We start from the raw sequence: 21519 nt of genomic DNA on the forward strand, positions 1-21519 counted from the left end.
CCCTCAAGATGAGATTTCCCATTACATTTGTAAGTAAGATCCCTCAAAGAAGATGAGGTGGATAGGTCCGGGGTGGAAGCGTGGCGACACGTGCAGCTGACGGATACTAATCGATCGAGGACTTAACCTTAAGTTACTTAAGTACGGTTGAACTTGACGTTCAGCGACAATGTTGGTTTTATCTAGTTTTGAACGAACAAGCATCGTTCATACATAGTCTGGTGACGAAGGCGAAGAGGTCACACCCGTTCCCATACCGAACACGGAAGTTAAGCTCTTCAGCGCCGATGGTAGTAGGGGGCTTCCCCCTGTGAGAGTAGGACGTCGCCGGGCAAAGGCCATCCCCTGTGGGGGATGGTTTTTTTTATGTTTAACAATATAACCGAAGGTTAACTATCTGTCGTACCGGTTCCTGCCTCGAACATGGAAGTTAAGCTCTTCAGCGCCGATGGTAGTAAAGCGGCGCAGCCGCTTTGCGTAATTTACACCAACGGTGCAAATTACGCAGGGAACAGGCTTCCCCCTGTGAGAGTAGGACGTCGCCGGGCAAAGGCCATCCCCTTTGGGGGATGGTTTTTTTATGTTTAAAAATCCATACAAATTGGAGCAATATTGTATAGTATAGGGACTCGGTGTACTTCGGCGTCCAAAACAACCCCATCCGAGTGAGCTCCACTTATGCGGATTTATATTGGTTTATGAGCTTTTAATTACGATTATGCGTATTTAGAAAGGTTTATGCGTGCTTCGGAGACTTTATGCGTCTTTGATTCGATTTATGCGTTTCTGAGAGATGAGGGAAGTATACAACGGTTGAAATCATCCGTCTATCATCTTTGCATTGCCCGCAAAGTTGACTTATTGTTGATTAATAAAGGCGAGGAAAGGTGATGATGAGTATGGCTTCCATCTACGATTTTTCGGTTGAAAAGCCGGATGGCGTTTTGCAATCGATGAAGGACTATGAAGGCTCGGTTGCCGTCATTGTAAATACGGCGAGTAAATGTGGTTTTACGGATCAATTCAAAGAGCTTCAACAACTTTACGAGGATTATCGCAATCAAGGATTTGTCGTTCTCGGCTTCCCTTCCGATAATTTCATGAATCAGGAATTCGATTCGATTGAAGAAACGCTGTCGTTTTGCGAAATGAACTATGGAGTGACATTTCCGATGTTTGCAAAGGTGGATGTCGTCGGCGATAATGCAGCTCCGTTGTTTTCATTTTTGACGCAACAAAAAAAGGGGCTGCTAACTGAGGGCATCAAATGGAATTTCACGAAATTCCTTATTGATCGTAATGGGAACGTTCTGGAACGTTTTGCGCCGCAAACATCCCCGACTAAAATGCGAGCCGCGATTGAAAAGTCAATTCAGTGAATTTAAGGAATTCTTTTTCTTATTCATGTCTCCTTGACACGTCTCATAGGCGCTGATAATCTTTTAATAATATTCAACTGCAGATAACGATTATTAGAGGAGGAAAAGAAATGTGGGAATCTAAATTCACTCGCGAAGGGTTGACCTTCGACGATGTATTGCTTGTACCGGGCGCTTCAGAAGTATTGCCGAAGGACGTGAATCTTTCGGTCCGTTTGACAGAGAAAATGACGTTGAACATTCCAATCATCAGTGCTGGGATGGACACAGTGACTGAGTCGAAGATGGCAATTGCAATGGCGCGTCAAGGCGGCCTAGGCATCATTCATAAGAATATGAGCATTGAAGAGCAGGCCGAGCAAGTTGTAACGGTGAAGCGGTCCGAGAATGGCGTTATTACAAATCCTTTCTTCCTCACGCCTGAACACCAAGTATTCGATGCGGAGCATTTGATGGGCAGATACCGCATATCAGGCGTTCCAATCGTTAACAATATGGACGAGCAAAAGCTTGTCGGGATTTTGACGAATCGTGACCTGCGCTTCATCCAAGACTATTCGCTAATCATCAATGATGTGATGACGAAGGAAAACTTAGTGACTGCTCCTGTCGGCACGACGTTGGCAGATGCAGAGAAAATTTTGCAACAGTATAAAATCGAGAAACTGCCGATTGTAGATGAAAATGGAATCTTGAAAGGTCTTATTACGATTAAAGATATCGAAAAAGTAATTGAATTCCCGAATGCAGCGAAGGATCATCAAGGTCGCCTCCTCGTAGGAGCCGCGGTCGGTGTTACTTCTGACACAATGCTACGTGTGCAAAAGCTTGTAGCTGCAGAAGTCGATGTCATCGTCATCGACACGGCGCATGGACATTCGAAAGGTGTGCTTGATACGGTCGCTCAAATCCGTAGAGAGTACCCGGACATTGATATTATTGCAGGGAACGTCGCAACGGCAGAAGCTACTGCAGCTTTATATGAAGCTGGTGCCGACGTTGTCAAAGTAGGAATCGGCCCTGGATCCATCTGTACGACACGTGTCGTTGCAGGTGTAGGTGTACCTCAAATTACCGCTGTTTATGATTGTGCAACTGAAGCTCGCAAGCACGGAAAAACAATTATTGCGGACGGCGGCATTAAATACTCTGGTGATATCGTTAAGGCCTTGGCTGCTGGTGGACATGTCGTCATGCTCGGAAGCTTGCTTGCCGGCACGACGGAAAGCCCTGGAGACTCGGAAATCTTCCAAGGAAGACGCTTTAAAGTGTACCGTGGTATGGGATCTGTCGGTGCAATGGAACACGGTTCAAAAGACCGTTATTTCCAAGAGGATGCGAAGAAATTGGTACCCGAAGGAATCGAAGGCCGTATGCCTTATAAAGGGCCAATCGCTGATACGATTCACCAACTTGTTGGGGGAATCCGCTCAGGCATGGGCTATTGCGGTACGAAGGATCTTCACGATCTTCGCGAAAAAGCTCAGTTCATACGCATGACGGGTGCTGGTTTGCGCGAAAGCCATCCGCATCAAGTGCATATTACGAAGGAAGCGCCGAACTACTCCATTTCGTAATAAGTGGAGACAGTAACTATGGAACTTCAGCACCTTTCCGCACGTCTCGATATAAGCGGAAAGGTGCTTTTTTAATCGAATCCCCTAATCGTGTTCATGATGTGATAAAATATAAAGTGGAAAATTGCAATGACGGAGGTAGTTTGGTGAAACGGGAAATGAGAAAATGGGTTGCTTTGCTGATCATTCCATTCGTATTGATGATGACGTTCGGCACAGCGCCTGCACAAGCAGAATCGACACTCGGCATTCATGTAGATGGTGCCATTCTAATTGACGCGGATAGTGGAAAAATCTTATACGAAGAGAATGCAGATAAACCACTCGGCATTGCAAGTATGTCTAAGATGATGACTGAATATATCCTATTTGAAGCAATAGAAGAAGGCAAAATCAGTTGGGACCAGGAATACAAAGTCACTGATTACACGTATGCCATCTCGCAGGACAGGCGTCTAAGCAATGTGCCGCTCCGTAAAGATGGAACGTATACGATCAGGGAGCTTTATGAAGCATTGGCAATCTATTCAGCGAATGCTGCAACAATCGCTATTGCCGAAACGATTGCAGGAACGGAAACAGAATTTCTAAAATTGATGGATGCCAAAGCGAAGGAAATCGGTTTGGTCGATTATAAGTTCGTCAACTCAACAGGTTTGAACAATGAATATTTACAAGGGATGCATCCGCAAGGTACAGGGGTGAATGACGAAAACGTCATGCCTGCCAAATCAGTTGCAAAGCTTGCATTCCACTTGATGAAAGATTATCCGGAAGTTTTGGACACGACGAAAATCAATTCGAAAATATTCCGTGAAGGAACATCAGATGCCATCAAAATGGACAACTGGAACTTCATGCTTCCAGGTTTCGTTTACGAATATGAAGGCGTCGACGGACTGAAGACAGGAACGACTGATTTCGCAGGACATTGCTTTACGGGAACGGCGAAACGAGGAGACAAGCGACTCATCGCTGTCGTCATGAAAGCTGTAGACGCAAATGGAGTCGGTTCCTACAAGGCACGCTTTGACGCGACTCGGGCGTTGTTCGATTATGGATTCAGCCAGTTTTCCGAAGAAGAGCTTCTTCCGGCAGGATACCAATTCAAAAAGCAAAAAACATTGGACGTACTGAAAGGGAAAGAGAAAACCGTTTCCATAGAAGTGAAAGAGCCAATTCGAGCAATGATCAAATCGAATGAAAAGGATCTTTTCGAGCCACAGCTTGTCCTTGATGAGTCCTTATTGAAAGATGGTGCACTCGAAGCGCCTATCAAAAAAGGCACGGTCGTCGGACATGTGAAGCTCGTTAAAAAAGAGGGCGAGGATTACGGATTCATCGAATCAAAAGACCTCGGCATGGATGTCGTCGTCACAGATGATGTCGAAAAAGCCGGATGGTTTGCGCTAATGATGAGCGCAATCGGTGATTTCTTCGTCGGTATTTGGGAAAGTGCAACTGGGTTTATAAAAGGTTTATTTAAGTAATATTTATGGAAAACATGATAACTAGTGATATTTTCAGCCTGATTGAAAACGCTTGTCAGCCTAGGCGCGAAGTGGAGCGAAGACGTGAATAGAACTAAGGTTCATGAGCGGACGAGCGACACGAGCAACAACGGATGCGAGCGTTTGTCAACAGGCTGAGGTGATGGGTCCGTCAAGGGCCCATCACCTTTTTTTAATTTTCCATGCGTCCATGAGTTGCTCAACGGTCCATGCAATCTGGTCGTCTGCCAAGCCGCCGAAGCCGATTAGAAAGGATGGCCGTACGCTCTTCGCGGCGATGCGGTATTCATTCAATCCGTATACGCGTATGCCTTTGGTGAGAGCTGCCTTGGACAATGCATCTTCATCCTCGTCTGTATGAACATTGATGAGGATATGCATGCCCGCCTCGTCACCCGAGAATGAAATTGTCGGGGCATATTGCTGCAGGGAATCCGTAAGCAGTTGCAACTTGCGTTTATACACTTTCCGCATCCGGTTCAAGTGTCGGGCAAAATGGCCGTCAGCCATGAAACGGGCAAGCGTGTGCTGGTCAAGTCGCGGCACTGTTGACGAGTAATGGATGAATGCCTCCTCGTAGCGTTTACGCAAAACGGGAGGGAGCACCATATAGGCGATCCGAAGCGATGGCATAAGAGATTTGGAAAAGGTGCTGACGTAGATGACCTTGCCGGCTTTATCCATCCCTTGTAATGATGGGATCGGGCGTCCTGTATAGCGGAATTCGCTATCGTAATCATCCTCGATGATAAAATTGCTAGCACTTGCAGCCGCCCAGTTCAATAATGCCGTTCTACGCGCTGCAGAAAGCACTGTGCCGGTAGGGAACTGATGGGAAGGTGTCACGTAGGCCACCGTCGCTTCGGACTGCTGGAGCGCCTGTACGTCCATTCCTTCCTCGTCGACCGCAATCGGCACCGCTTCCCTGTTATTGTGGAAGAACACATGATGGGTGAGCGGATAGCCAGGATCCTCGATCGCATATTTTGCCTGTGGTCCGAGCAGCCGAATGAGCAACGGCATAAGCTGCTCTGTACCGGAGCCGACGATGATCTGGTCCGCGGAGCAATCGACTCCTCTCGAATGATACAAATACTTCGCGATTTCCTGACGAAGCTCTACATCACCGTGTGGGTGGCCCAATAGCAGGAGATGATTTGCAGATTCATCAATGGTGTCTTTTGCGTATTTCCGCCATTGCTTGAAAGGGAATGACTCCGTATCGATTTTACCCGGGGAAAAGTCAATCTCCAGCTCTTTCTGCTCCTCTTCAGCAGCTACAATCACTGCCTCAGTCGGTTGTACGTACGCCAATTCGCCAATTTCCTGCACGAAATAACCTCTTCGCGGTTTTGAGGTAATAAACCCTTCCGCGGCAAGCTGACCATAGGCAATCTCGATTGTCGTTTGACTAACGTCGAGAAAATCGCCGAGTTTACGTTTCGAAGGGAGCTTTTCGCCGACAGCAAGTTTCCCTTCGGTGATATCCTTGCGAATTTGCTGGTAAATTTGCTCGTATAGAGGGGTTTCACTTTCTTTATTTAGTTCAATCAATAACATTTCCAATTTCGACACCTCAATCTGACCACTTCGAATTTCGGTAAACTGAGTATTTCAATATGGTCATACTCTAGTATACTGAATGAAATGAAAAGGGGGAAGAGTAAATGGAATTTAAATATGGCGGCGTCATTATGGATGTTATCAACGCGGAGCAGGCAAAAGTGGCAGAGGCAGCGGGTGCAGTTGCCGTCATGGCACTTGAGCGTGTCCCTTCGGACATTAGGGCAGCCGGCGGTGTCGCACGTATGGCGGATCCGCGCATCGTGGAAGAGGTTCAAAAAGCGGTATCGATTCCGGTCATGGCAAAAGTACGAATCGGACACATTTCGGAAGCGCGTATACTAGAAGCGATGGGTGTCGACTTCATTGATGAAAGTGAAGTGTTGACCCCGGCGGATGACGAGTTCCATTTATTGAAGAGCGATTATAGAGTGCCATTTGTCTGTGGGGCACGCAATCTTGGGGAAGCAGCACGGCGTCTCGGAGAAGGGGCAAAGATGCTTCGTACGAAAGGGGAGCCTGGAACGGGCAATATCGTTGAAGCGGTTCGCCATCTTCGCCAAGTGAATGCGCAAGTGAATCAAATCGTTCATATGAATAATGATGAATTGATGGTGGCGGCGAGAGATCTAGCTGCACCCTATGATGTATTGCTTGCGATTCGTGAAACGAAACGTCTACCGGTTACCAATTACGCGGCAGGCGGCGTAGCGACTCCTGCGGATGCGGCGCTCATGATGGAACTCGGCGCTGACGGCGTATTCGTCGGATCAGGCATCTTCAAATCCGACAACCCTGAACGATTCGCGCGTGCAATTGTCATGGCGACGGAAGATTTCCGAAACTATGCATTGATCGGTGATTTATCCAAAGACATCGGTACGCCGATGAAGGGGCTGGAAATTAGTAAGCTGCCGGAAAGTGAATTGATGGCGGTGCGTGGAGTTTGAAAATGAAAGCCAGGGCATTTTACATGCTCTGGCCTTTGCCATTTATGCTTTTTTGGAATAAACTCAAAGGAGTCAGGAGGACTCAAGTTGGCAGAGCTTTTAAAAGTATTCGAAGAAAATTATAAATATGTATGTGATGAAACGAGAGGGACCATCCATAAGAAAGGTTTATGGCACGAGACGTTCCATTGTTGGCTTGTGGATGATACGAACGTTTTTATTCAAAAAAGAAGCGCGACTAAAAAGGATTTCCCTAGCCTATATGATATTACAGCTGCGGGTCATTTGCAGGCGGATGAGGAAGTTATGGACGGAATTCGTGAAGTCGAGGAGGAGCTCGGCATAAAAGTGGACCCTTTTAAGCTGAAACGGATGGGTTTCGTTCGGGATGTCATCAAGTTGCCGGGGTTCATTGACAAGGAATTTGCAAATGTTTTTCTATATCATTCAACTTTTGCATTCGAGGAATTTACATTGCAGCAAGAGGAAGTGGAAAGCATCCATTCCGTTTCGATAGAAAATTTGCAGGCACTCTTCACAGGAGAAGTGGAAACTATCACGTGTACGGACGATAATTCCACGGATATCACGCTGGCCGACTTTGTTCCACATGAAACAGCATACTTTCAAGCGGTCGGAGAATTCTTGAGTCTTGCCAAAAGTGGCGGCATGTAGTAAAGTGATGTTAATTTCAAATAAAAGACGATGATGGGAAGCAGTAGCAAGCACGTTTTTCCAAGAGAGCCGGCGGGTGGTGCGAGCCGGTAAAGACACTTGCGAATCCGTCCCTGAGTAGCCGGGCTGAACGATTAGTAGGCCTAGCCGGACATTGAACCGTTATTTCAAAGAGTGGATCAGCTATTTTGCTGATCAATTTGGGTGGCAACGCGGGTAGTTCTCGTCCCTTGTATAGGGGATAGAGGGCTTTTTTTGTGTTTTCAATTATAATAACTGGCTCATCATCGTTTTTTGAGTAATTCAGGATTAGAGCGAAAGGCGGCGACTCCTGCCGGAACAGCGCGAGCTGAAAGCCCCGCAGGAACGAAGTGACGAGGAGATTGAAGCCGTGCCCGCGGAAAGCGTCCGCCTGTAGCGGAAATCTGGTTATAAGTTCGTAACAAATAAAGGAGGAATCGGTTATGTTAGACATTAAATTGCTTCGTGCGAACTTCGATGAAGTGAAAGAAAAGCTTACGAAGCGCGGGGAAGACTTGACGGATTTGGATAAGTTCGTCGGGCTGGATGAAAAGCGGAGAGAACTGATTGCGAAAGTGGAAGTGCTAAAGGCTGAACGCAATGAAGTTTCGCAAAGAGTGGCGGAAATGAAACGCAATAAGGAAAATGCGGATGACGTCATCGCGCGCATGCGTGAAGTCGGTGATGAAATCAAAACACTTGATGAGCAATTGCATCAAGTCGAAGAAGATCTGAACTACATCATGATGCGCATTCCGAATATCCCACATGAGTCTGTTCCTGTCGGCGATAGCGAAGACGATAACGTCGAAATTCGTACATGGGGCGAGAAGCCGGAATTCGGTTTCGAACCAAAGCCACATTGGGAGATCGGCACGGATCTGAACTTGCTTGATTTTGAAAGAGCCGCAAAAGTGACGGGGAGCCGTTTCGTGTTCTACCGCGGGCTTGGTGCAAGACTGGAGCGGGCGTTGATCAACTTCATGCTCGATCTGCATATAGAAGAGCACGGCTATGAGGAAATGTTGCCGCCATATTTGGTGAACCGCACGAGCTTGACGGGGACAGGTCAGCTTCCGAAGTTTGAAGAGGATGCGTTCCTAGTTGAGGAAGAGGATTATTTCTTAATTCCAACGTCTGAAGTTCCGGTGACGAACTATTACCGTGACGAAATCATTGACGGTGCTCAATTGCCGATCGCCTATACGGCTTACAGCACGAACTTCCGTTCAGAAGCTGGATCTGCAGGCCGCGATACTCGTGGATTGATTCGCCAGCATCAGTTCAATAAAGTAGAGCTTGTCCGCTTTGTGAAGCCGGAAGAGTCGTATGATGAGTTGGAGAAGTTGACGGGGCATGCGGAGAAAGTGCTTCAATTGCTTGGACTGCCATACCGTGTCCTGAAAATGTGCACGGCGGACCTTGGTTTCACGGCTGCGAAGAAATACGACATCGAAGTATGGATTCCGACGCAAGACACATACCGTGAAATCTCTTCTTGCTCAAACTTCGAAGATTTCCAAGCGAGACGCGCTTCTATCCGTTTCCGTCGCGAGCAAGGTGCGAAGCCTGAATTCGTGCATACGTTGAACGGAAGCGGTTTGGCGGTCGGCCGGACTGTTGCTGCCATCTTAGAAAACTTCCAGCAAGAGGACGGATCTGTCATCATTCCGGAAGTATTGCGTCCGTATATGGGTGGAAAAGAAGTTATTCGATAAGAAAAGCGATGCGGGGTCAATCAATCGACTTCACGCATCGCCTTTTTTTGCGCCTTCTTTTTTTCCCGTAGCATTCTGAAAAAGCTTGTCAACATACCGCCACATTCATCTCCAAGCACACCTTCCGCCACTTCGCATTCATGATTGAAGCGCGGGTCGTTCAGCAATCGATACAATGAATCGACGCAACCGCCTTTCGGATCACGTGCCCCATACACGACACGTGGAATCCTCGATTGTAAAATCGCGCCCGCACACATTGGGCACGGTTCAAGGGTCACATACAAAGTCGTCTCTTCCAATCGCCAACTGCCGAGGGCATTGCATGCGTCTTGTATGGCAGATAATTCTGCGTGTGTGACAGCATTTTGTGACGTTTCCCGTAAGTTATGTCCTTTGGCAATTACCTCGCCGTCTTTCACGATAACCGCCCCGATCGGAACTTCACCAATCGCCTCAGCCTTTCTAGCTTCTTCTATCGCAAACCGCATGAAGCGGCGGTCCATTTCAAATACATCCATCATTCATCGCTCCTTGCAATTAGTGTACCATCCTACAAAGGGCCTTGCCATTTTGCGGCAACGTCTATGTTTCATCATCCTTGTATGATAAAATGAAGTGCAGAAATTGACGAATCAAAGGAGAGCTTGTTATGTCTGTTCCGTTCATTACGGTAGAGGGGCCGATTGGCGTAGGTAAAACGACGTTATCAAAGGCGATTGCAGAAGCGCAACGGTTCCATCAGTTAAGCGAAATCGTGGATGAAAATCCATTTTTGAATAAATTTTATGAAGACATCGAGGAGTGGAGCTTTCAAACCGAAATGTTCTTCCTCTGCAACCGATATAAGCAGTTAAGCGACATCCATAAGAAGTTTTTAAGTCGGCAGCAGCCGGTCGTAGCGGATTATCATATTTTCAAGAACCTCATTTTCGCAAGGCGTTCGCTCCCAGCGGATGAATACGCGAAATACGAAGAGATTTATTATATTTTAACGAAGGACATGCCGGTTCCGAATGTCATCATCTATCTGCATGCCACGCTCGATACGTTGATGAAGCGGATTGCGCTTCGCGGACGGGATTTCGAAAAGAATATCGATCCTTCCTATTTGCGACAGCTCTCGGAGGATTATGAACAGTTCATCACCGACTTTGAAGCTGCCCATCCGGAAATTCCGGTCCTGCATTTCAACGGTGATAAATTAGACTTTGTCAATGACACAGGGGATTTACAAACGATCCTCGGCAAAGTCGACGAGACGATCAGAAAAGGAGCAGTACAATGAATTTACGAGAAAAATATGGGATTCCGAAAAATGCGGTCATTACGATTGCGGGGACAGTCGGAGCCGGTAAATCGACAATGACGAATGCACTTGCGAAAGCATTGGATTTTCGGACGTCCTTGGAGAACGTGGATAAAAATCCGTACCTTGACCGGTTTTACGATGACTTTGAAAAATGGAGCTTCCACTTGCAAATCTATTTTCTGGCGGAACGCTTCAAGGAACAGAAGCGGATTTTTGAATATGGCGGCGGCTTCATCCAAGACCGCTCCATCTATGAAGATACAGGTATTTTCGCCAAAATGCATAAAGATAAAGGGACGATGGATCCGGTTGATTACGACACATATACGAAACTGTTTGACGCGATGGTTATGACTCCGTATTTCCCGCATCCTGACCTGCTCGTCTATTTGGATGGACCATTCGAGAAAATCCTAGCGCGAATCCAAGAGAGGTGCCGTCTGATGGAACAGCAGACCCCGCTTTCCTATTGGGAAGAGCTTCATGAGCGCTATGTAAAATGGATTGATTCCTTCAATGCTTGTCCGGTGCTTCGAATCGATATTACGGATTACGATTTGAAAAACAATCCCCATGAAGTGGAAACAGTTGTCGAGCGGATCGGTAATATGCTGAATTTGTCCGCAGCGCTGAAGAAATAAGGAAAGAGCAGCCAACAATTAGGCTGCTCTTTTTTTTCACCTCTATCACTTTGTTCGAATATATATGTACTGACCCAAGTATGAATGTTGGAGTGGTGTAATGAATCAATTTTATGGAAATGTCCTGCCGATGCAACCGATCCAACCTATGCAACCCATGCAACCGATTAATTGCTATAGCAAAGGCCAAGTCGAATTATGGAATAAAAATCGGCTTCTCTGGCAGCAACATGTCTATTGGACACGGATGGCCGTTACGGCATTGGTCTTCAAGCTTCCAGATGTGAACTTTGTACTCGCTCGCCTGTTGCGTAATGCAACGGATATGGGAGATTCCTTAAGACCGTATTATGGTGATCAAATCGCAAATGCTTATGGAAACCTCATAAGAGAACATCTCACAATCGCGGCAGATTTGGTGACTGCTGCTGTTAACGGAGAAACGGAAAAGGTGGAGACGTTAGAAGCGAATTGGTACCGAAATGCGGACGAAATTGCTGAATTTCTGAATCAAATCAATCCATATATCGACAGAGAAGCTTTCCGGAAGATGATGTATTCTCATTTGGCTTTGCTGAAGCTCGAAGCGGTATGTTTGATCCAAAAGAATTTCGAACTGGAAGTGCAAGTATTCGACCGGATTGAAGCGGAGGCATTGATGATGGCAGATATGATATCGGAAGGCATATTTAAGCAATTTCCATACATGTTCGTACCAAAATGAAAAAGGACACGTAGCGTGTCCCTTTTTTCATGACTGTACATATGATTTTACGAAAAACTCGTTATATAACTCTTTCAAACTCTTCGTTTCGTCCTTCACTTTCACCCCGAAGACGAGGCTCACTTCCGATGATCCTTGGTTGATCATCTCAATGTTGGTGCCGCTTCTCGCAATGGCAGTCGCAGCCCGAGCAGCTAATCCGGTCGTATACTGCATGCCTTCCCCGACGAGTACGATCATCGAGTAATCATGCTCCACGATGACAGCATCCGGTTCCAATTCTTTATGGATCCGTTCCACAATCCGCTCTTCCTTCTCCTTCGTCATGAAACGACTGCGGATGATAATGGAGAGGTTGTCGATGCCGGACGGCGTATGCTCGTACGAAATTCCCTCTTCCTCGAAAATTTGCAGGAGCCTGCGGCCGAAGCCGATCTCCAAGTTCATTAAATATTTGTCGACGTAAATGGCGGTGAATCCGCTGTCCGCAGCAATTCCAATCACTTGTTGCTCATTGTAGTCCCGTTCTTTAACGATCAAAGTCCCTGGTGCATCGGGATTGTTCGTGTTTTTGATGCTGACAGGGATTGATTTCCGGAAAGCCGGGATGAGCGCCTCGTCATGGAAAACGGAGAATCCCGCGTACGCTAGCTCCCGCATTTCGCGGTATGTCATTTTTTCGATGGCGACAGGGTTTTCGATGACAGTCGGATTGGCAGCGAAGACCGAATCGACATCCGTAAAGTTTTCGTATAGATCTGCTTTTACAGCAGCTGCAATGATCGAGCCAGTAATATCCGAGCCGCCCCGATTGAATGTACGGAGTGTTCCGTCTTCCGTGTAGCCGAAAAACCCTGGGAAAACAATAATACCCGGTTCATCTCGCAATTTGGCGAGTCGTTCATCCCCCTCAGGCAATGCCCGAACGCGCTCCGGCCGATTGTTTACGAGCAATCCACCCTCCCTAGGGCAGACATACTTCGCCTCAACACCGATATATTGAAAATACGCAGCTATCAGTTTTGCATTATTATCCTCGCCCGCCGCTTTCATCGTATCCATGAACAGGAGGGAATCCTCTTTATTACGGGAAAGACGGTCGCGTAAATCGAGCTCGATCTCCTCAATGATCGTGCCCTCGAGGCCAAGGTTTTCAGCAATCGAGCGGTACCGATCGATCACTTCCAGCAGATCGCTTTCCGCATTTTCATTCGCCAAAGCCTTCTCCCCAAGCCGGATGAGGAGGTCTGTCACTTTAATGTCATCCGAGTAGCGTTTTCCGGGTGCTGAAACAACAACGATTTTACGGTCACTGTCAGAAGTTACAATATCGACTACTTTTCTAATTTGCTCGGCTGTCGCAACAGATGTGCCACCGAATTTACATACTTTCATATTTATCAAATCCATTCTTTAATAATATTACAATTCATGATATCTTGAACTTTAACATAAATGGGGTTGTTATTGAAAGTTTATTTCTCTATAATGTCCTTATGCGGAGAACGATTGTTTTTTCATAGTGTACATATAGTGAGGAGAATCGTCAAATATGATAAATGAAATTAATATCGGTTTACTCGGATTCGGTGTCGTAGGCGGCGGTGTAGCTGAAATCCTGCATCGGCACCAAGATGACTTGAGCCATAAATTAGGCGTTCCTGTAAAAATAAAAAAAGTTCTCGTGAAAGATGCTACGAAGAAAAGAGATACGGAACTGTCATCGGATATTTTCACAACAGATCTGGATGAAGTGATTGAAGATCCTGCGATCGACATCATTGTGGAAGTGATCGGTGGGACAAGCGAAGCGAAACAGGCGATTGAAAAGTCGCTTCGTGCGGGCAAAGGAGTCGTGACGGCGAATAAGGACGTCATGGCACAATTCGGCCATGAACTATTGAAATTGGCGGATGAACATAAATGCGACCTGTTTTATGAAGCGAGCGTCGGGGGAGGCATCCCGCTCATCCGGACGCTTGAAGATGGACTTGCTTCCGACCGGATCAGGGCGCTGACAGGCATTGTGAATGGAACAACGAATTTTATTTTGACGAAAATGAAACATGAAAAGAAAACGTATGAAGAGGCATTGGCAGAAGCGACGGAACTCGGATATGCGGAAGCCGACCCGTCAGCGGACGTCGACGGCATCGATGCGGCAAGGAAAATGGCGATTCTTGCGTCACTCGCATTTTCAACAGAAGTCCGTTTGGAAGACGTTTTTGTGAGAGGGATGAAGGATATCCAGGATGGCGACCTTGAATTGGCGGAGCAGTTCGGCTTCACCGTGAAGATGGCGGGATCTGCGAAAAAGGATGAAGATGGAATTGAAATCTCCGTTGAACCGGTATTCATCCAAAATTCGCATCCGCTTGCCTCCGTGAATAATGAATTCAATGCGGTCTATGTATACGGGGACACAGTCGGAGAGACGATGTTCTACGGACCTGGGGCGGGCTCGTTGCCGACAGCTACTTCGGTCACAGGAGACGTCGTCGCAGCGTGCCGCAATTTATTGCTAGGCGTAAATGGGAAGAGGCTCCATTCGCCGCAATTTGCATATAAAGTGAAAGACAACAATCAAATCATCGGTCGCTACTTCCATCGGATTTCCGTAAAAGACGAAGTGGGCGTACTGACGAAATTGGCATCGATCTACAGCAAACATGGGGCAAGCCTAGCTACCGTCGTCCAGCATGAAGGGGACAACAATGGTGGCGTCGACTTGATCATGATTACACACAACACTTCAAGGCAACAGCATTTGGACATCATGAATGAATTGCATAACACACCGGAAGTGAACGGCGTTGTTAGCTACTACCGAGTGGAGGGCGAAAGCAGATGAGAAGATGGAATGGATTGATCGAAGAATATAAAGAATGGCTTCCGGTAACCGACAAAACGCCGGAACTCACATTGCAGGAAGGGAACACACCGCTCATCCATTTGAAAAACCTCTCCGAACAATGGGGCGTCAACCTGTACGTCAAAACCGAAGGGACAAACCCGACAGGCTCTTTCAAGGATCGCGGCATGGTAATGGCCGTCGCTAAAGCGAAAGAGGAAGGGAAGACCGCGCTCATCTGTGCCTCCACGGGCAATACATCCGCTTCTGCAGCGGCATACGGCGCACGCGCAGGCATGCGGACAATTGTCGTTATCCCGGAAGGACGGATCGCGCTCGGGAAATTGGCGCAGGCAAAAATGTACGGCGCGGAAATTGTGGCAATCGAAGGGAATTTCGACGAAGCGCTGCGCATGGTGCGTGAAGCTGGAGAAGGAAAAATCGCCCTCGTCAATTCAGTGAATCCTTACCGGTTGGAAGGCCAAAAGACAATTGCATTTGAAACGATCGAGCAATTAGGGAAAGTGCCGGATATCTTTGCATTGCCTGTCGGGAATGCAGGGAATATCTCCGCCGCTTGGAAAGGCTTCAAGGAATATGACGAAAAGAAAGGATCCGGCACACCGAAGTTGTTAGGGGTACAGGCGGATGGTGCAGCTCCGATCGTCTATGACCGCGTATTCGAAGAGCCTGAAACGGTCGCGACTGCTATCCGGATCGGGAATCCCGCAAGTTGGAACTTGGCAACGGCAGCGCTTGAAGAGTCAGACGGAGCGATTCTTTCCGCAACAGATGAGGAGATTTTGGAGGCATACCGTCTATTGGCTTCGACGGACGGCATTTTCGCAGAGCCCGCTTCATGCGCGACAATTGCAGGCATTAAGAAACGTCTCGATGCCGGACTGATTGAGAAAGGGACGACGATTGTCGGTGTGCTGACAGGAAACGGCCTGAAGGATCCGGAAACGGCCATCCATGTGAATGAAGGGCAGCCATTCCTCTCCCGGGAGCAGTTCGATGCCTTTTTAAATGAATTGAAAGGGGCCCCGAACTGATGGAAGAACCATTATTTACAGTCGTCGTCCCGGCCACGACGGCGAATTTGGGACCCGGGTATGACAGCGTCGGAATGGCGCTCTCCTTATATATGACCGTATCCGTTACACCTGCTGATACATGGTCTGTGTTATATGAAGGGGATGAATACGCAAAATTGACGACGGGTCCGGATAATTTGATCGTCCGGACGGTCCAGGAAGTGGCGGAACGTTTCGGGAAAGCAGCCGCCCCCCATTCATTGAAAGTCTCTTCCGACATCCCTCTTGGCAAGGGCCTAGGCAGCAGTGCGACCGCCATCGCTGCCGGCATCGTCATTGCCGATACGCTTCTCGGACTGGACTTGCAGCCACTCGAGAAAGCGCGAATCGGGAGTGAACTGGAAGGTCATTCGGACAATGTGACTGCAGCATTGCTTGGGGGTATAACGGTTACTTACTTCACTGAGGGGGAATTGGAAATCATCCATTTGCCTCGTCCCGCTATCGGTACAGTTGTCCTCGTGCCTCCGAAGGCGCTCGGCACGGAGGAATCAAGAGGCCTTCTTCCGAAAGAGCTGCCGCATTCGGAAGCGGTCGCAGGCAGTGCGGCCAGCAGCATGATGACAACGGCAATGGCTATCGGTGACTGGGAACTGGCGGGCCGAATGATGGAAAAAGATGTTTTCCATGAGCCGTACCGCAAAAAGCTATTTCCGGAATTTGATGGAATCCGTGCTTATTGCAATGAAATTGGCGCCTATGGCATGACGATCAGCGGCGCTGGCCCATCTTTATTCGTAGCTGTGAAGGAAGGTACAGAAGAGGAAGTAGCGGAGAAACTGAAGCGGAAATTTCCGTACTATGATGGATTCGCCCTGCAACCAGCCGACTCAGGCGCAAAGATACAAAAATAAAAACGCCCAACCGGAATGCCGGTTGGGCGTTTTGAAATGTTTCAGATGAATGTCCGTAAACGGATTTCTATCTCCAACTTATGCGCTATTTTAAAATGAATGGCGGAGGAAGAGGGATTCGAACCCCCGCGGGCTTTAACACCCCTGTCGGTTTTCAAGACCGATCCCTTCAGCCGGGCTTGGGTATTCCTCCGTATCAACAAAACATAATTTATCATAATTCAACATAAAGTGTCAACTACTTATCTCCCGCTCTTTTTATTAAGTTTATTCATAGAAGTCTGTCACTTGAAATGCTGACGGGAGAAATCCTTCGCAAGGAATGAGAACTCTTTCGTCGTAAACGAGAACTTTTGCACGGGTAATGAGACATAATCACGATGAAAGAGAACTTTTCACTTAAGAACGAGAACTCTATGTCTATAATAGATAACTTTTCTTCCAGGATTGAGAACTCTTTCACGGACAACGAGAAAATCTTCGCCTTATGCCTTTTGCATTTAAAAGGGGGTGGGTTGATTTTATCCTCGAAATCATGTATACTAATAGAGCCGTGCTAGGTGGGGAGGTAGCGGTGCCCTGTAACTTGCAATCCGCTCTAGCAAGACTGAATTCCTTTCCCGAGGCTGTTTCCGCATGTAGGGCCTGCCTCTTGCACGTAGTGTTGACGTCTGGGTCCTGCGCAATGGGAACCCATGAACCATGTCAGGTCCGGAAGGAAGCAGCATTAAGTGGTATTTCTCATGTGCCGCGGGGCAGCCTAGGCTGAGCTGTCGACAGGAGTAACGCTTATGTGCGGCAGTCGAAGGAAGGTGCACGGCATTACATATGCAAATTCAACTCGTCCGTTTACCGGGCGGGTTTTTTTATACTTATAACGGCGGATACCGAAGTTAGTAGTAACTTTAAGATAAGGTCTATTCCATCCAATTATGCTATAATAAAAGAACTATTTCATCGAAAAGGAAAGGAGGGGGAATGGTGGTTTATCAGGCTTTTTATCGTGTCTACCGACCGCAGTCCTTCAGCGAAATGTCCGGTCAGCGACACGTCAAGCAAACTTTGCAAAACGCCTTGCTGCACAATAAGACGTCCCATGCGTATCTTTTTTCAGGACCGAGGGGGACGGGGAAAACGAGTGCCGCGAAGGTTTTTGCAAAGGCATTGAATTGCGAGAACGGTCCGGCGAGTGAGCCGTGCAATGAATGCCCGACATGCATAAGTGTGACGGAAGGGTCGAACACAGATGTCATCGAATTTGACGCCGCTTCGAACTCACGTGTCGAGGAGATCAGGGACATTATCGAGAAAGTCCGATTTGCCCCATCGAATGCTCGCTTCAAAGTCTATATTATCGATGAAGTGCATATGTTATCCAATTCAGCGTTCAACGCCCTTTTAAAGACGTTGGAAGAACCGCCGCCGCATGCGGTATTCATATTAGCGACGACAGAGCCCCATAAGCTTCCGTTAACCATCATTTCCCGCTGTCAGCGTTTCGATTTCAAGCCGATCACGTCAGCTGAAATCGTCGATCGGATGAGACAGGTATTGGACGATGCGGAAATCGATGCGGATGAAGGAGCATTGAAGGTCATTGCACAGGCTGCCTCAGGCGGAATGCGCGATGCGCTCAGCATGCTCGACCAAGTTGTATCCTTCAGCGGTGATCGTTTGACAGCGGAAAGTGCACTGCTCGTCACAGGATCGATCGGGGAAGATATATTCTACCAACTGGCGGAAGCGCTGCTCTCGAAAGACGCAGCTGCTGCACTGACGCTGCTCGATCAACTCATCGCCGAGGGTAAGGATGTCTCGCGTTTGGCGGAGGACCTCATAACGTTCTTCAGGGATCTCCTTCTATTAAGGACAGCACCGGATTTGACCGAGCTGCTTGAATTGATTTCAGGGGATGAACGATTCGTATCCATGTCGAATGCATTCGAACCGGAAACCCTATATTCATTCATAGATATCCTTTCGAAGACGCAGCAGGAAATGCGCTTTTCAAATCATGCGAAAGTGTATGTTGAATCGGCATTGCTGAAAATGATTCATCTGAAGGGACCTGCTGTACAAGCTGGGGGCAATCAAGCGGCCGATCCGCATCTCGCTCAAAAGGTGGAAAGTCTGGAGCGTGTCATTGCCGACCTACAGCAGCAACTCGCAAATGGTATACGTCCTGCGGATGGTGCCCCGGCTGCCGCACAGCCGAAGAGAAACGCTTCGAAATCATCACAGTCGTTCAGAATACCGACCGGAAAGATAAATGAAGTACTGAAGGGCGCAACCCGTCAAGATATCCAAGTGATTCGGGAAGAATGGGCGTCGATGATGCAGACGTTGCAAAGATCCCATTCGGCGCTCCTTGAAGAAACTGAACCTGTAGCGGCATCCGACAATGCTTTTGTGTTAAAATTCAAGTATGAAATTCATTGCTTGATGGCTTCGGAAAATTCTTCGCTCAGGTCAGGCCTTTCAGAAGCCCTTCGCACACGAACCGGCAAAGCGTATGATGTCGTATATGTACCGGAGGACGGCTGGCTGAAAGTCAGGGAGGAGTTCATCCGGAACAATGGTTTGACGAAGCAACAGGACGGTACGGAAGAGGGTGCCGGCGAGGGAAAAGAAGGTACTGAGGAGATTCCTACATTCGTTGAGGAAGCCGAGCAGTTGAACGATGATCCGATCGTTGCGGAAGCTGAAAGAATGTTTGGCAAGGAATTCATACAAGTACATGATGATTAATCAAAATTGAGGAGGAAATCACTATGCGTGGTATGGGAAATATGCAAGGCATGATGAAACAAATGCAGAAAATGCAAAAGAAAATGGCGGAAGCCCAAGAAGAGCTTGGTGAAAAGCGCCTAGAAGGAACAGCGGGAGGCGGCATGGTGAAAGTCGTCGTTTCAGGCCATAAAGAAGTGCTTGAAGTTGTCATCGATCCATCCGTCGTCGATCCGGAAGATGTGGAAATGCTACAGGACCTTGTGGTGATCGCTACGAATGAAGCGATGAAGCAAGCTGAAGAACTAACGAACTCCACAATGGGGCAATTCACGAAAGGATTGAACCTGCCTGGAATGTTCTAGGAGGAAAAAACATGCATTATCCTGAACCGATATCGAAACTGATTGATAGTTTCATGAAACTGCCAGGCATCGGCCCGAAAACAGCGGGCCGACTGGCGTTTTTTGTATTAAGTATGAAAGAAGACACAGTGCTCGACTTTGCCAAAGCGCTAGTCGATGCAAAGCGGAATTTGCGTTTCTGCTCGGTCTGCGGGCATATAACCGATATAGATCCGTGTCAGATCTGCCAGGACCAATCTCGTGACCGGTCGATGATTTGCGTCGTCCAGGATCCGAAAGATGTCATTGCGATGGAAAAGATGCGTGATTACAACGGAATGTACCATGTCCTGCATGGCGCAATCTCCCCAATGGACGGCGTCGGTCCCGAGGATATCAATGTCCCTTCCTTATTGACACGCCTTCAGGATGAAGAAGTGGAAGAATTGATATTGGCGACGAACCCGACTATTGAAGGGGAAGCAACGGCGATGTACATTTCCAGACTAGTAAAACCGTCGGGTATAACGACTACGAGAATTGCGCACGGCCTTCCTGTCGGAGGAGATCTTGAATATGCGGATGAAGTGACATTATCGAAAGCACTTGAAGGACGCAGGGAATTATAGGAGGTCAACGTCCCATGTTTGGCCGAAAGAGAAAATTAAAAAGGGAATTTGATGCCCAGCTTTACAACTTGCTTATTGAAATGAAGGAAGAGTGGGAGCGGGCGAGGGAAATTGAGAGATACTCACATGATTATAATGAAGAAGTGAGTGCACGCAGGAAAATCGCTGAAAGCAAGTATTTTCATCTATTTAAAGAAGCGAAAGAACGCAGGCTCCGTATAGAGCGCGAATGAACGCCGGCGAAGCACGAGTTGAGAAGGAACGTGATAATTTTTAAGGGAAGCGCATAGAGTGGACTATTAGTCGAAAGGGGCGCTTTCCATGAAAATTATCGGCATCGCCATCATCGGGGTCATTCTACTCTTTCTATTGATGATGGATAAAAAACAGATCAAGAAATTGTCCGAGCGTCTATCCGTATTTTGGTTCCGCTTGGCATTCGCGTTTCTCGCACTCTTCATCTTGAACATTGTTGGCGGGTTCGTAGGCATCTATTTTCCGGTGAATATCGCATCGGGGATCCTCTTAGCCATATTGGGTATCCCGGGCTTTGCCGCATTATTCGCGTTCGCAGTTTTTCTATAATGAATGTCTCTTCTATATAGAAGGGGCATTTTTTTATTTTGGAAATGAAGAAGTAGGCATAAACATGTATTACCTTCTATTATAAAAGTAAAAGACAATTAGTGAATAAGTCTAGATAATCGAAAGAAATTGTCTTCTTAAAAGGGTATTGCAATCAAAAAGACAAGCTGGTATAGTAATAAACGTTGCAACTCCGGTAAGTAAATAACTACTTCGAAACAGCTAAAAACTTTTTTGAAAAAGTTGTTGACATCGGAATTGTAAGCATGGTATTATATAAGAGTTGCTTCTGAGAGAGGCAGTGAACACTGAAACAAATGAACCTTGAAAACTGAACAGCAAAACGTCAACAAATAAAGTT

The 21519-nt window shown here is 47.3% G+C and carries 20 protein-coding genes, 1 tRNA gene, 2 rRNA genes, 1 other RNA gene and 1 other annotated feature (1 of these 25 running past the window's edge); of the genes, 20 read left to right on the forward strand and 4 right to left on the reverse strand.

All coding sequences use genetic code 11. The features are described 5' to 3' along the window. From NIT04_RS18590 to NIT04_RS18610, 5 genes are all read left to right on the forward strand, one after another. Positions 1-130 (forward strand): 23S ribosomal RNA (locus NIT04_RS18590); it begins 2804 nt to the left of the window's first position. Positions 131-217: 87 nt separating this feature from the next. Further along, a 5S ribosomal RNA gene (rrf, locus tag NIT04_RS18595) occupies positions 218-333 on the forward strand. Positions 334-899: 566 nt separating this feature from the next. Beyond that, entirely contained in the window at positions 900-1379 is a 480-nt protein-coding gene (locus NIT04_RS18600) for a glutathione peroxidase (RefSeq protein ID WP_252505155.1), read from the forward strand. A 110-nt stretch (positions 1380-1489) separates the two neighbouring features. After that, the gene (gene guaB / locus NIT04_RS18605) at positions 1490-2956 is read left to right on the forward strand and encodes an IMP dehydrogenase (RefSeq protein ID WP_252504983.1); all 1467 of its coding nucleotides are present in this window, start codon (positions 1490-1492) and stop codon (positions 2954-2956) included. 146 nt (positions 2957-3102) lie between these two features. Next, positions 3103-4446, forward strand: a complete 1344-nt coding sequence (locus NIT04_RS18610; protein ID WP_252504984.1) for a serine hydrolase — start codon at positions 3103-3105, stop codon at positions 4444-4446. A gap of 183 nt (positions 4447-4629) precedes the next feature. Here NIT04_RS18610 and NIT04_RS18615 read toward each other — a convergent pair whose 3' ends face one another. Further along, entirely contained in the window at positions 4630-6033 is a 1404-nt protein-coding gene (locus tag NIT04_RS18615; protein WP_252504985.1) for a PLP-dependent aminotransferase family protein, read from the reverse strand. A 101-nt stretch (positions 6034-6134) separates the two neighbouring features. Between NIT04_RS18615 and pdxS the strand changes: the two genes are divergently transcribed. The 3 genes from pdxS (at position 6135) to serS (ending at position 9394) form a co-directional block, all read left to right on the forward strand. Further along, positions 6135-6980, forward strand: a complete 846-nt coding sequence (gene pdxS / locus NIT04_RS18620) for a pyridoxal 5'-phosphate synthase lyase subunit PdxS (protein ID WP_252504986.1) — start codon at positions 6135-6137, stop codon at positions 6978-6980. 87 nt (positions 6981-7067) lie between these two features. After that, a complete protein-coding gene (locus NIT04_RS18625) occupies positions 7068-7655 on the forward strand; it encodes an NUDIX domain-containing protein (protein WP_252504987.1) in 588 nt (195 codons plus the stop codon). A 21-nt stretch (positions 7656-7676) separates the two neighbouring features. After that, positions 7677-7889, forward strand: a binding site (T-box leader). Positions 7890-8119: 230 nt separating this feature from the next. Then, positions 8120-9394, forward strand: a complete 1275-nt coding sequence (gene serS, locus NIT04_RS18630; RefSeq protein ID WP_252504988.1) for a serine--tRNA ligase — start codon at positions 8120-8122, stop codon at positions 9392-9394. 20 nt (positions 9395-9414) lie between these two features. Here serS and tadA read toward each other — a convergent pair whose 3' ends face one another. After that, complete coding sequence (gene tadA / locus NIT04_RS18635) at positions 9415-9915, reverse strand: tRNA adenosine(34) deaminase TadA (RefSeq protein ID WP_252504989.1); 501 nt, start codon at positions 9913-9915, stop codon at positions 9415-9417. A 131-nt stretch (positions 9916-10046) separates the two neighbouring features. Between tadA and NIT04_RS18640 the strand changes: the two genes are divergently transcribed. From NIT04_RS18640 to NIT04_RS18650, 3 genes are all read left to right on the forward strand, one after another. Next, a complete protein-coding gene (locus tag NIT04_RS18640; protein ID WP_252504990.1) occupies positions 10047-10682 on the forward strand; it encodes a deoxynucleoside kinase in 636 nt (211 codons plus the stop codon). Continuing rightward, the gene (locus tag NIT04_RS18645; protein ID WP_252504991.1) at positions 10679-11347 is read left to right on the forward strand and encodes a deoxynucleoside kinase; all 669 of its coding nucleotides are present in this window, start codon (positions 10679-10681) and stop codon (positions 11345-11347) included. The genes NIT04_RS18640 and NIT04_RS18645 overlap by 4 nt, the downstream gene beginning before the upstream one ends. A 100-nt stretch (positions 11348-11447) precedes the next feature. Then, complete coding sequence (locus NIT04_RS18650; protein ID WP_252504992.1) at positions 11448-12071, forward strand: acetylglutamate kinase; 624 nt, start codon at positions 11448-11450, stop codon at positions 12069-12071. 27 nt (positions 12072-12098) lie between these two features. On the opposite strand, the gene NIT04_RS18655 is transcribed toward NIT04_RS18650, so the two are convergent. Next, positions 12099-13466, reverse strand: coding sequence for an aspartate kinase (locus NIT04_RS18655; RefSeq protein ID WP_252504993.1), 1368 nt, complete (start codon positions 13464-13466; stop codon positions 12099-12101). Positions 13467-13623: 157 nt separating this feature from the next. Between NIT04_RS18655 and NIT04_RS18660 the strand changes: the two genes are divergently transcribed. Genes NIT04_RS18660 through thrB form a run of 3 tightly spaced genes read left to right on the forward strand, consistent with a single transcriptional unit; the run spans position 13624 to position 16873 of the window. After that, entirely contained in the window at positions 13624-14922 is a 1299-nt protein-coding gene (locus tag NIT04_RS18660; RefSeq protein ID WP_252504994.1) for a homoserine dehydrogenase, read from the forward strand. Further along, the gene (thrC, locus tag NIT04_RS18665) at positions 14919-15977 is read left to right on the forward strand and encodes a threonine synthase (protein WP_252504995.1); all 1059 of its coding nucleotides are present in this window, start codon (positions 14919-14921) and stop codon (positions 15975-15977) included. The genes NIT04_RS18660 and thrC overlap by 4 nt, the downstream gene beginning before the upstream one ends. Beyond that, complete coding sequence (gene thrB / locus NIT04_RS18670; protein ID WP_252504996.1) at positions 15977-16873, forward strand: homoserine kinase; 897 nt, start codon at positions 15977-15979, stop codon at positions 16871-16873. The genes thrC and thrB overlap by 1 nt, the downstream gene beginning before the upstream one ends. Before the next feature lie 100 nt (positions 16874-16973). Here the strand turns inward: thrB and NIT04_RS18675 are convergent. Next, positions 16974-17066 (reverse strand) — tRNA-Ser (locus NIT04_RS18675). 358 nt (positions 17067-17424) lie between these two features. Between NIT04_RS18675 and ffs the strand changes: the two genes are divergently transcribed. From ffs to NIT04_RS18705, 6 genes are all read left to right on the forward strand, one after another. Further along, an RNA gene (gene ffs / locus NIT04_RS18680) (signal recognition particle sRNA large type) lies at positions 17425-17693 on the forward strand. A 161-nt stretch (positions 17694-17854) separates the two neighbouring features. Next, complete coding sequence (dnaX, locus tag NIT04_RS18685; RefSeq protein ID WP_252504997.1) at positions 17855-19621, forward strand: DNA polymerase III subunit gamma/tau; 1767 nt, start codon at positions 17855-17857, stop codon at positions 19619-19621. 23 nt (positions 19622-19644) lie between these two features. Further along, positions 19645-19965: a YbaB/EbfC family nucleoid-associated protein gene (locus tag NIT04_RS18690; RefSeq protein WP_239433651.1), complete on the forward strand. Its 321-nt coding sequence runs from the start codon at positions 19645-19647 to the stop codon at positions 19963-19965. An 11-nt stretch (positions 19966-19976) separates the two neighbouring features. Continuing rightward, positions 19977-20573: a recombination mediator RecR gene (recR, locus tag NIT04_RS18695; RefSeq protein ID WP_060204770.1), complete on the forward strand. Its 597-nt coding sequence runs from the start codon at positions 19977-19979 to the stop codon at positions 20571-20573. Between the two features lie 14 nt (positions 20574-20587). Next, on the forward strand, positions 20588-20806 hold the full coding sequence (locus tag NIT04_RS18700; protein ID WP_252504998.1) for a YaaL family protein: 219 nt from the start codon (positions 20588-20590) through the stop codon (positions 20804-20806). 88 nt (positions 20807-20894) lie between these two features. Further along, complete coding sequence (locus NIT04_RS18705; protein WP_252504999.1) at positions 20895-21158, forward strand: pro-sigmaK processing inhibitor BofA family protein; 264 nt, start codon at positions 20895-20897, stop codon at positions 21156-21158. Positions 21159-21519: the final 361 nt, after the last annotated feature.

Origin of the sequence: Sporosarcina sp. Marseille-Q4943, assembly GCF_943736995.1 — a bacterium.
In the GTDB taxonomy this organism is placed as follows: Bacteria; Bacillota; Bacilli; order Bacillales_A; family Planococcaceae; genus Sporosarcina.

Excerpts from the sequence above, each read along its gene's own strand:
- NIT04_RS18705 (WP_252504999.1), top strand. The coding sequence starts at position 20,895 with ATGAAAATTATCGGCATCGCCATCATCGGGGTCATTCTACTCTTTCTA.
- NIT04_RS18645 (WP_252504991.1), top strand. The coding sequence starts at position 10,679 with ATGAATTTACGAGAAAAATATGGGATTCCGAAAAATGCGGTCATTACG.
- NIT04_RS18640 (WP_252504990.1), top strand. The coding sequence starts at position 10,047 with ATGTCTGTTCCGTTCATTACGGTAGAGGGGCCGATTGGCGTAGGTAAA.
- NIT04_RS18650 (WP_252504992.1), top strand. The coding sequence starts at position 11,448 with ATGAATCAATTTTATGGAAATGTCCTGCCGATGCAACCGATCCAACCT.
- pdxS (WP_252504986.1), top strand. The coding sequence starts at position 6,135 with ATGGAATTTAAATATGGCGGCGTCATTATGGATGTTATCAACGCGGAG.
- NIT04_RS18660 (WP_252504994.1), top strand. The coding sequence starts at position 13,624 with ATGATAAATGAAATTAATATCGGTTTACTCGGATTCGGTGTCGTAGGC.
- NIT04_RS18655 (WP_252504993.1), bottom strand. The coding sequence starts at position 13,466 with ATGAAAGTATGTAAATTCGGTGGCACATCTGTTGCGACAGCCGAGCAA.
- NIT04_RS18700 (WP_252504998.1), top strand. The coding sequence starts at position 20,588 with ATGTTTGGCCGAAAGAGAAAATTAAAAAGGGAATTTGATGCCCAGCTT.
- recR (WP_060204770.1), top strand. The coding sequence starts at position 19,977 with ATGCATTATCCTGAACCGATATCGAAACTGATTGATAGTTTCATGAAA.
- guaB (WP_252504983.1), top strand. The coding sequence starts at position 1,490 with ATGTGGGAATCTAAATTCACTCGCGAAGGGTTGACCTTCGACGATGTA.
- thrC (WP_252504995.1), top strand. The coding sequence starts at position 14,919 with ATGAGAAGATGGAATGGATTGATCGAAGAATATAAAGAATGGCTTCCG.
- tadA (WP_252504989.1), bottom strand. The coding sequence starts at position 9,915 with ATGGATGTATTTGAAATGGACCGCCGCTTCATGCGGTTTGCGATAGAA.
- NIT04_RS18600 (WP_252505155.1), top strand. The coding sequence starts at position 900 with ATGGCTTCCATCTACGATTTTTCGGTTGAAAAGCCGGATGGCGTTTTG.
- thrB (WP_252504996.1), top strand. The coding sequence starts at position 15,977 with ATGGAAGAACCATTATTTACAGTCGTCGTCCCGGCCACGACGGCGAAT.
- NIT04_RS18690 (WP_239433651.1), top strand. The coding sequence starts at position 19,645 with ATGCGTGGTATGGGAAATATGCAAGGCATGATGAAACAAATGCAGAAA.
- serS (WP_252504988.1), top strand. The coding sequence starts at position 8,120 with ATGTTAGACATTAAATTGCTTCGTGCGAACTTCGATGAAGTGAAAGAA.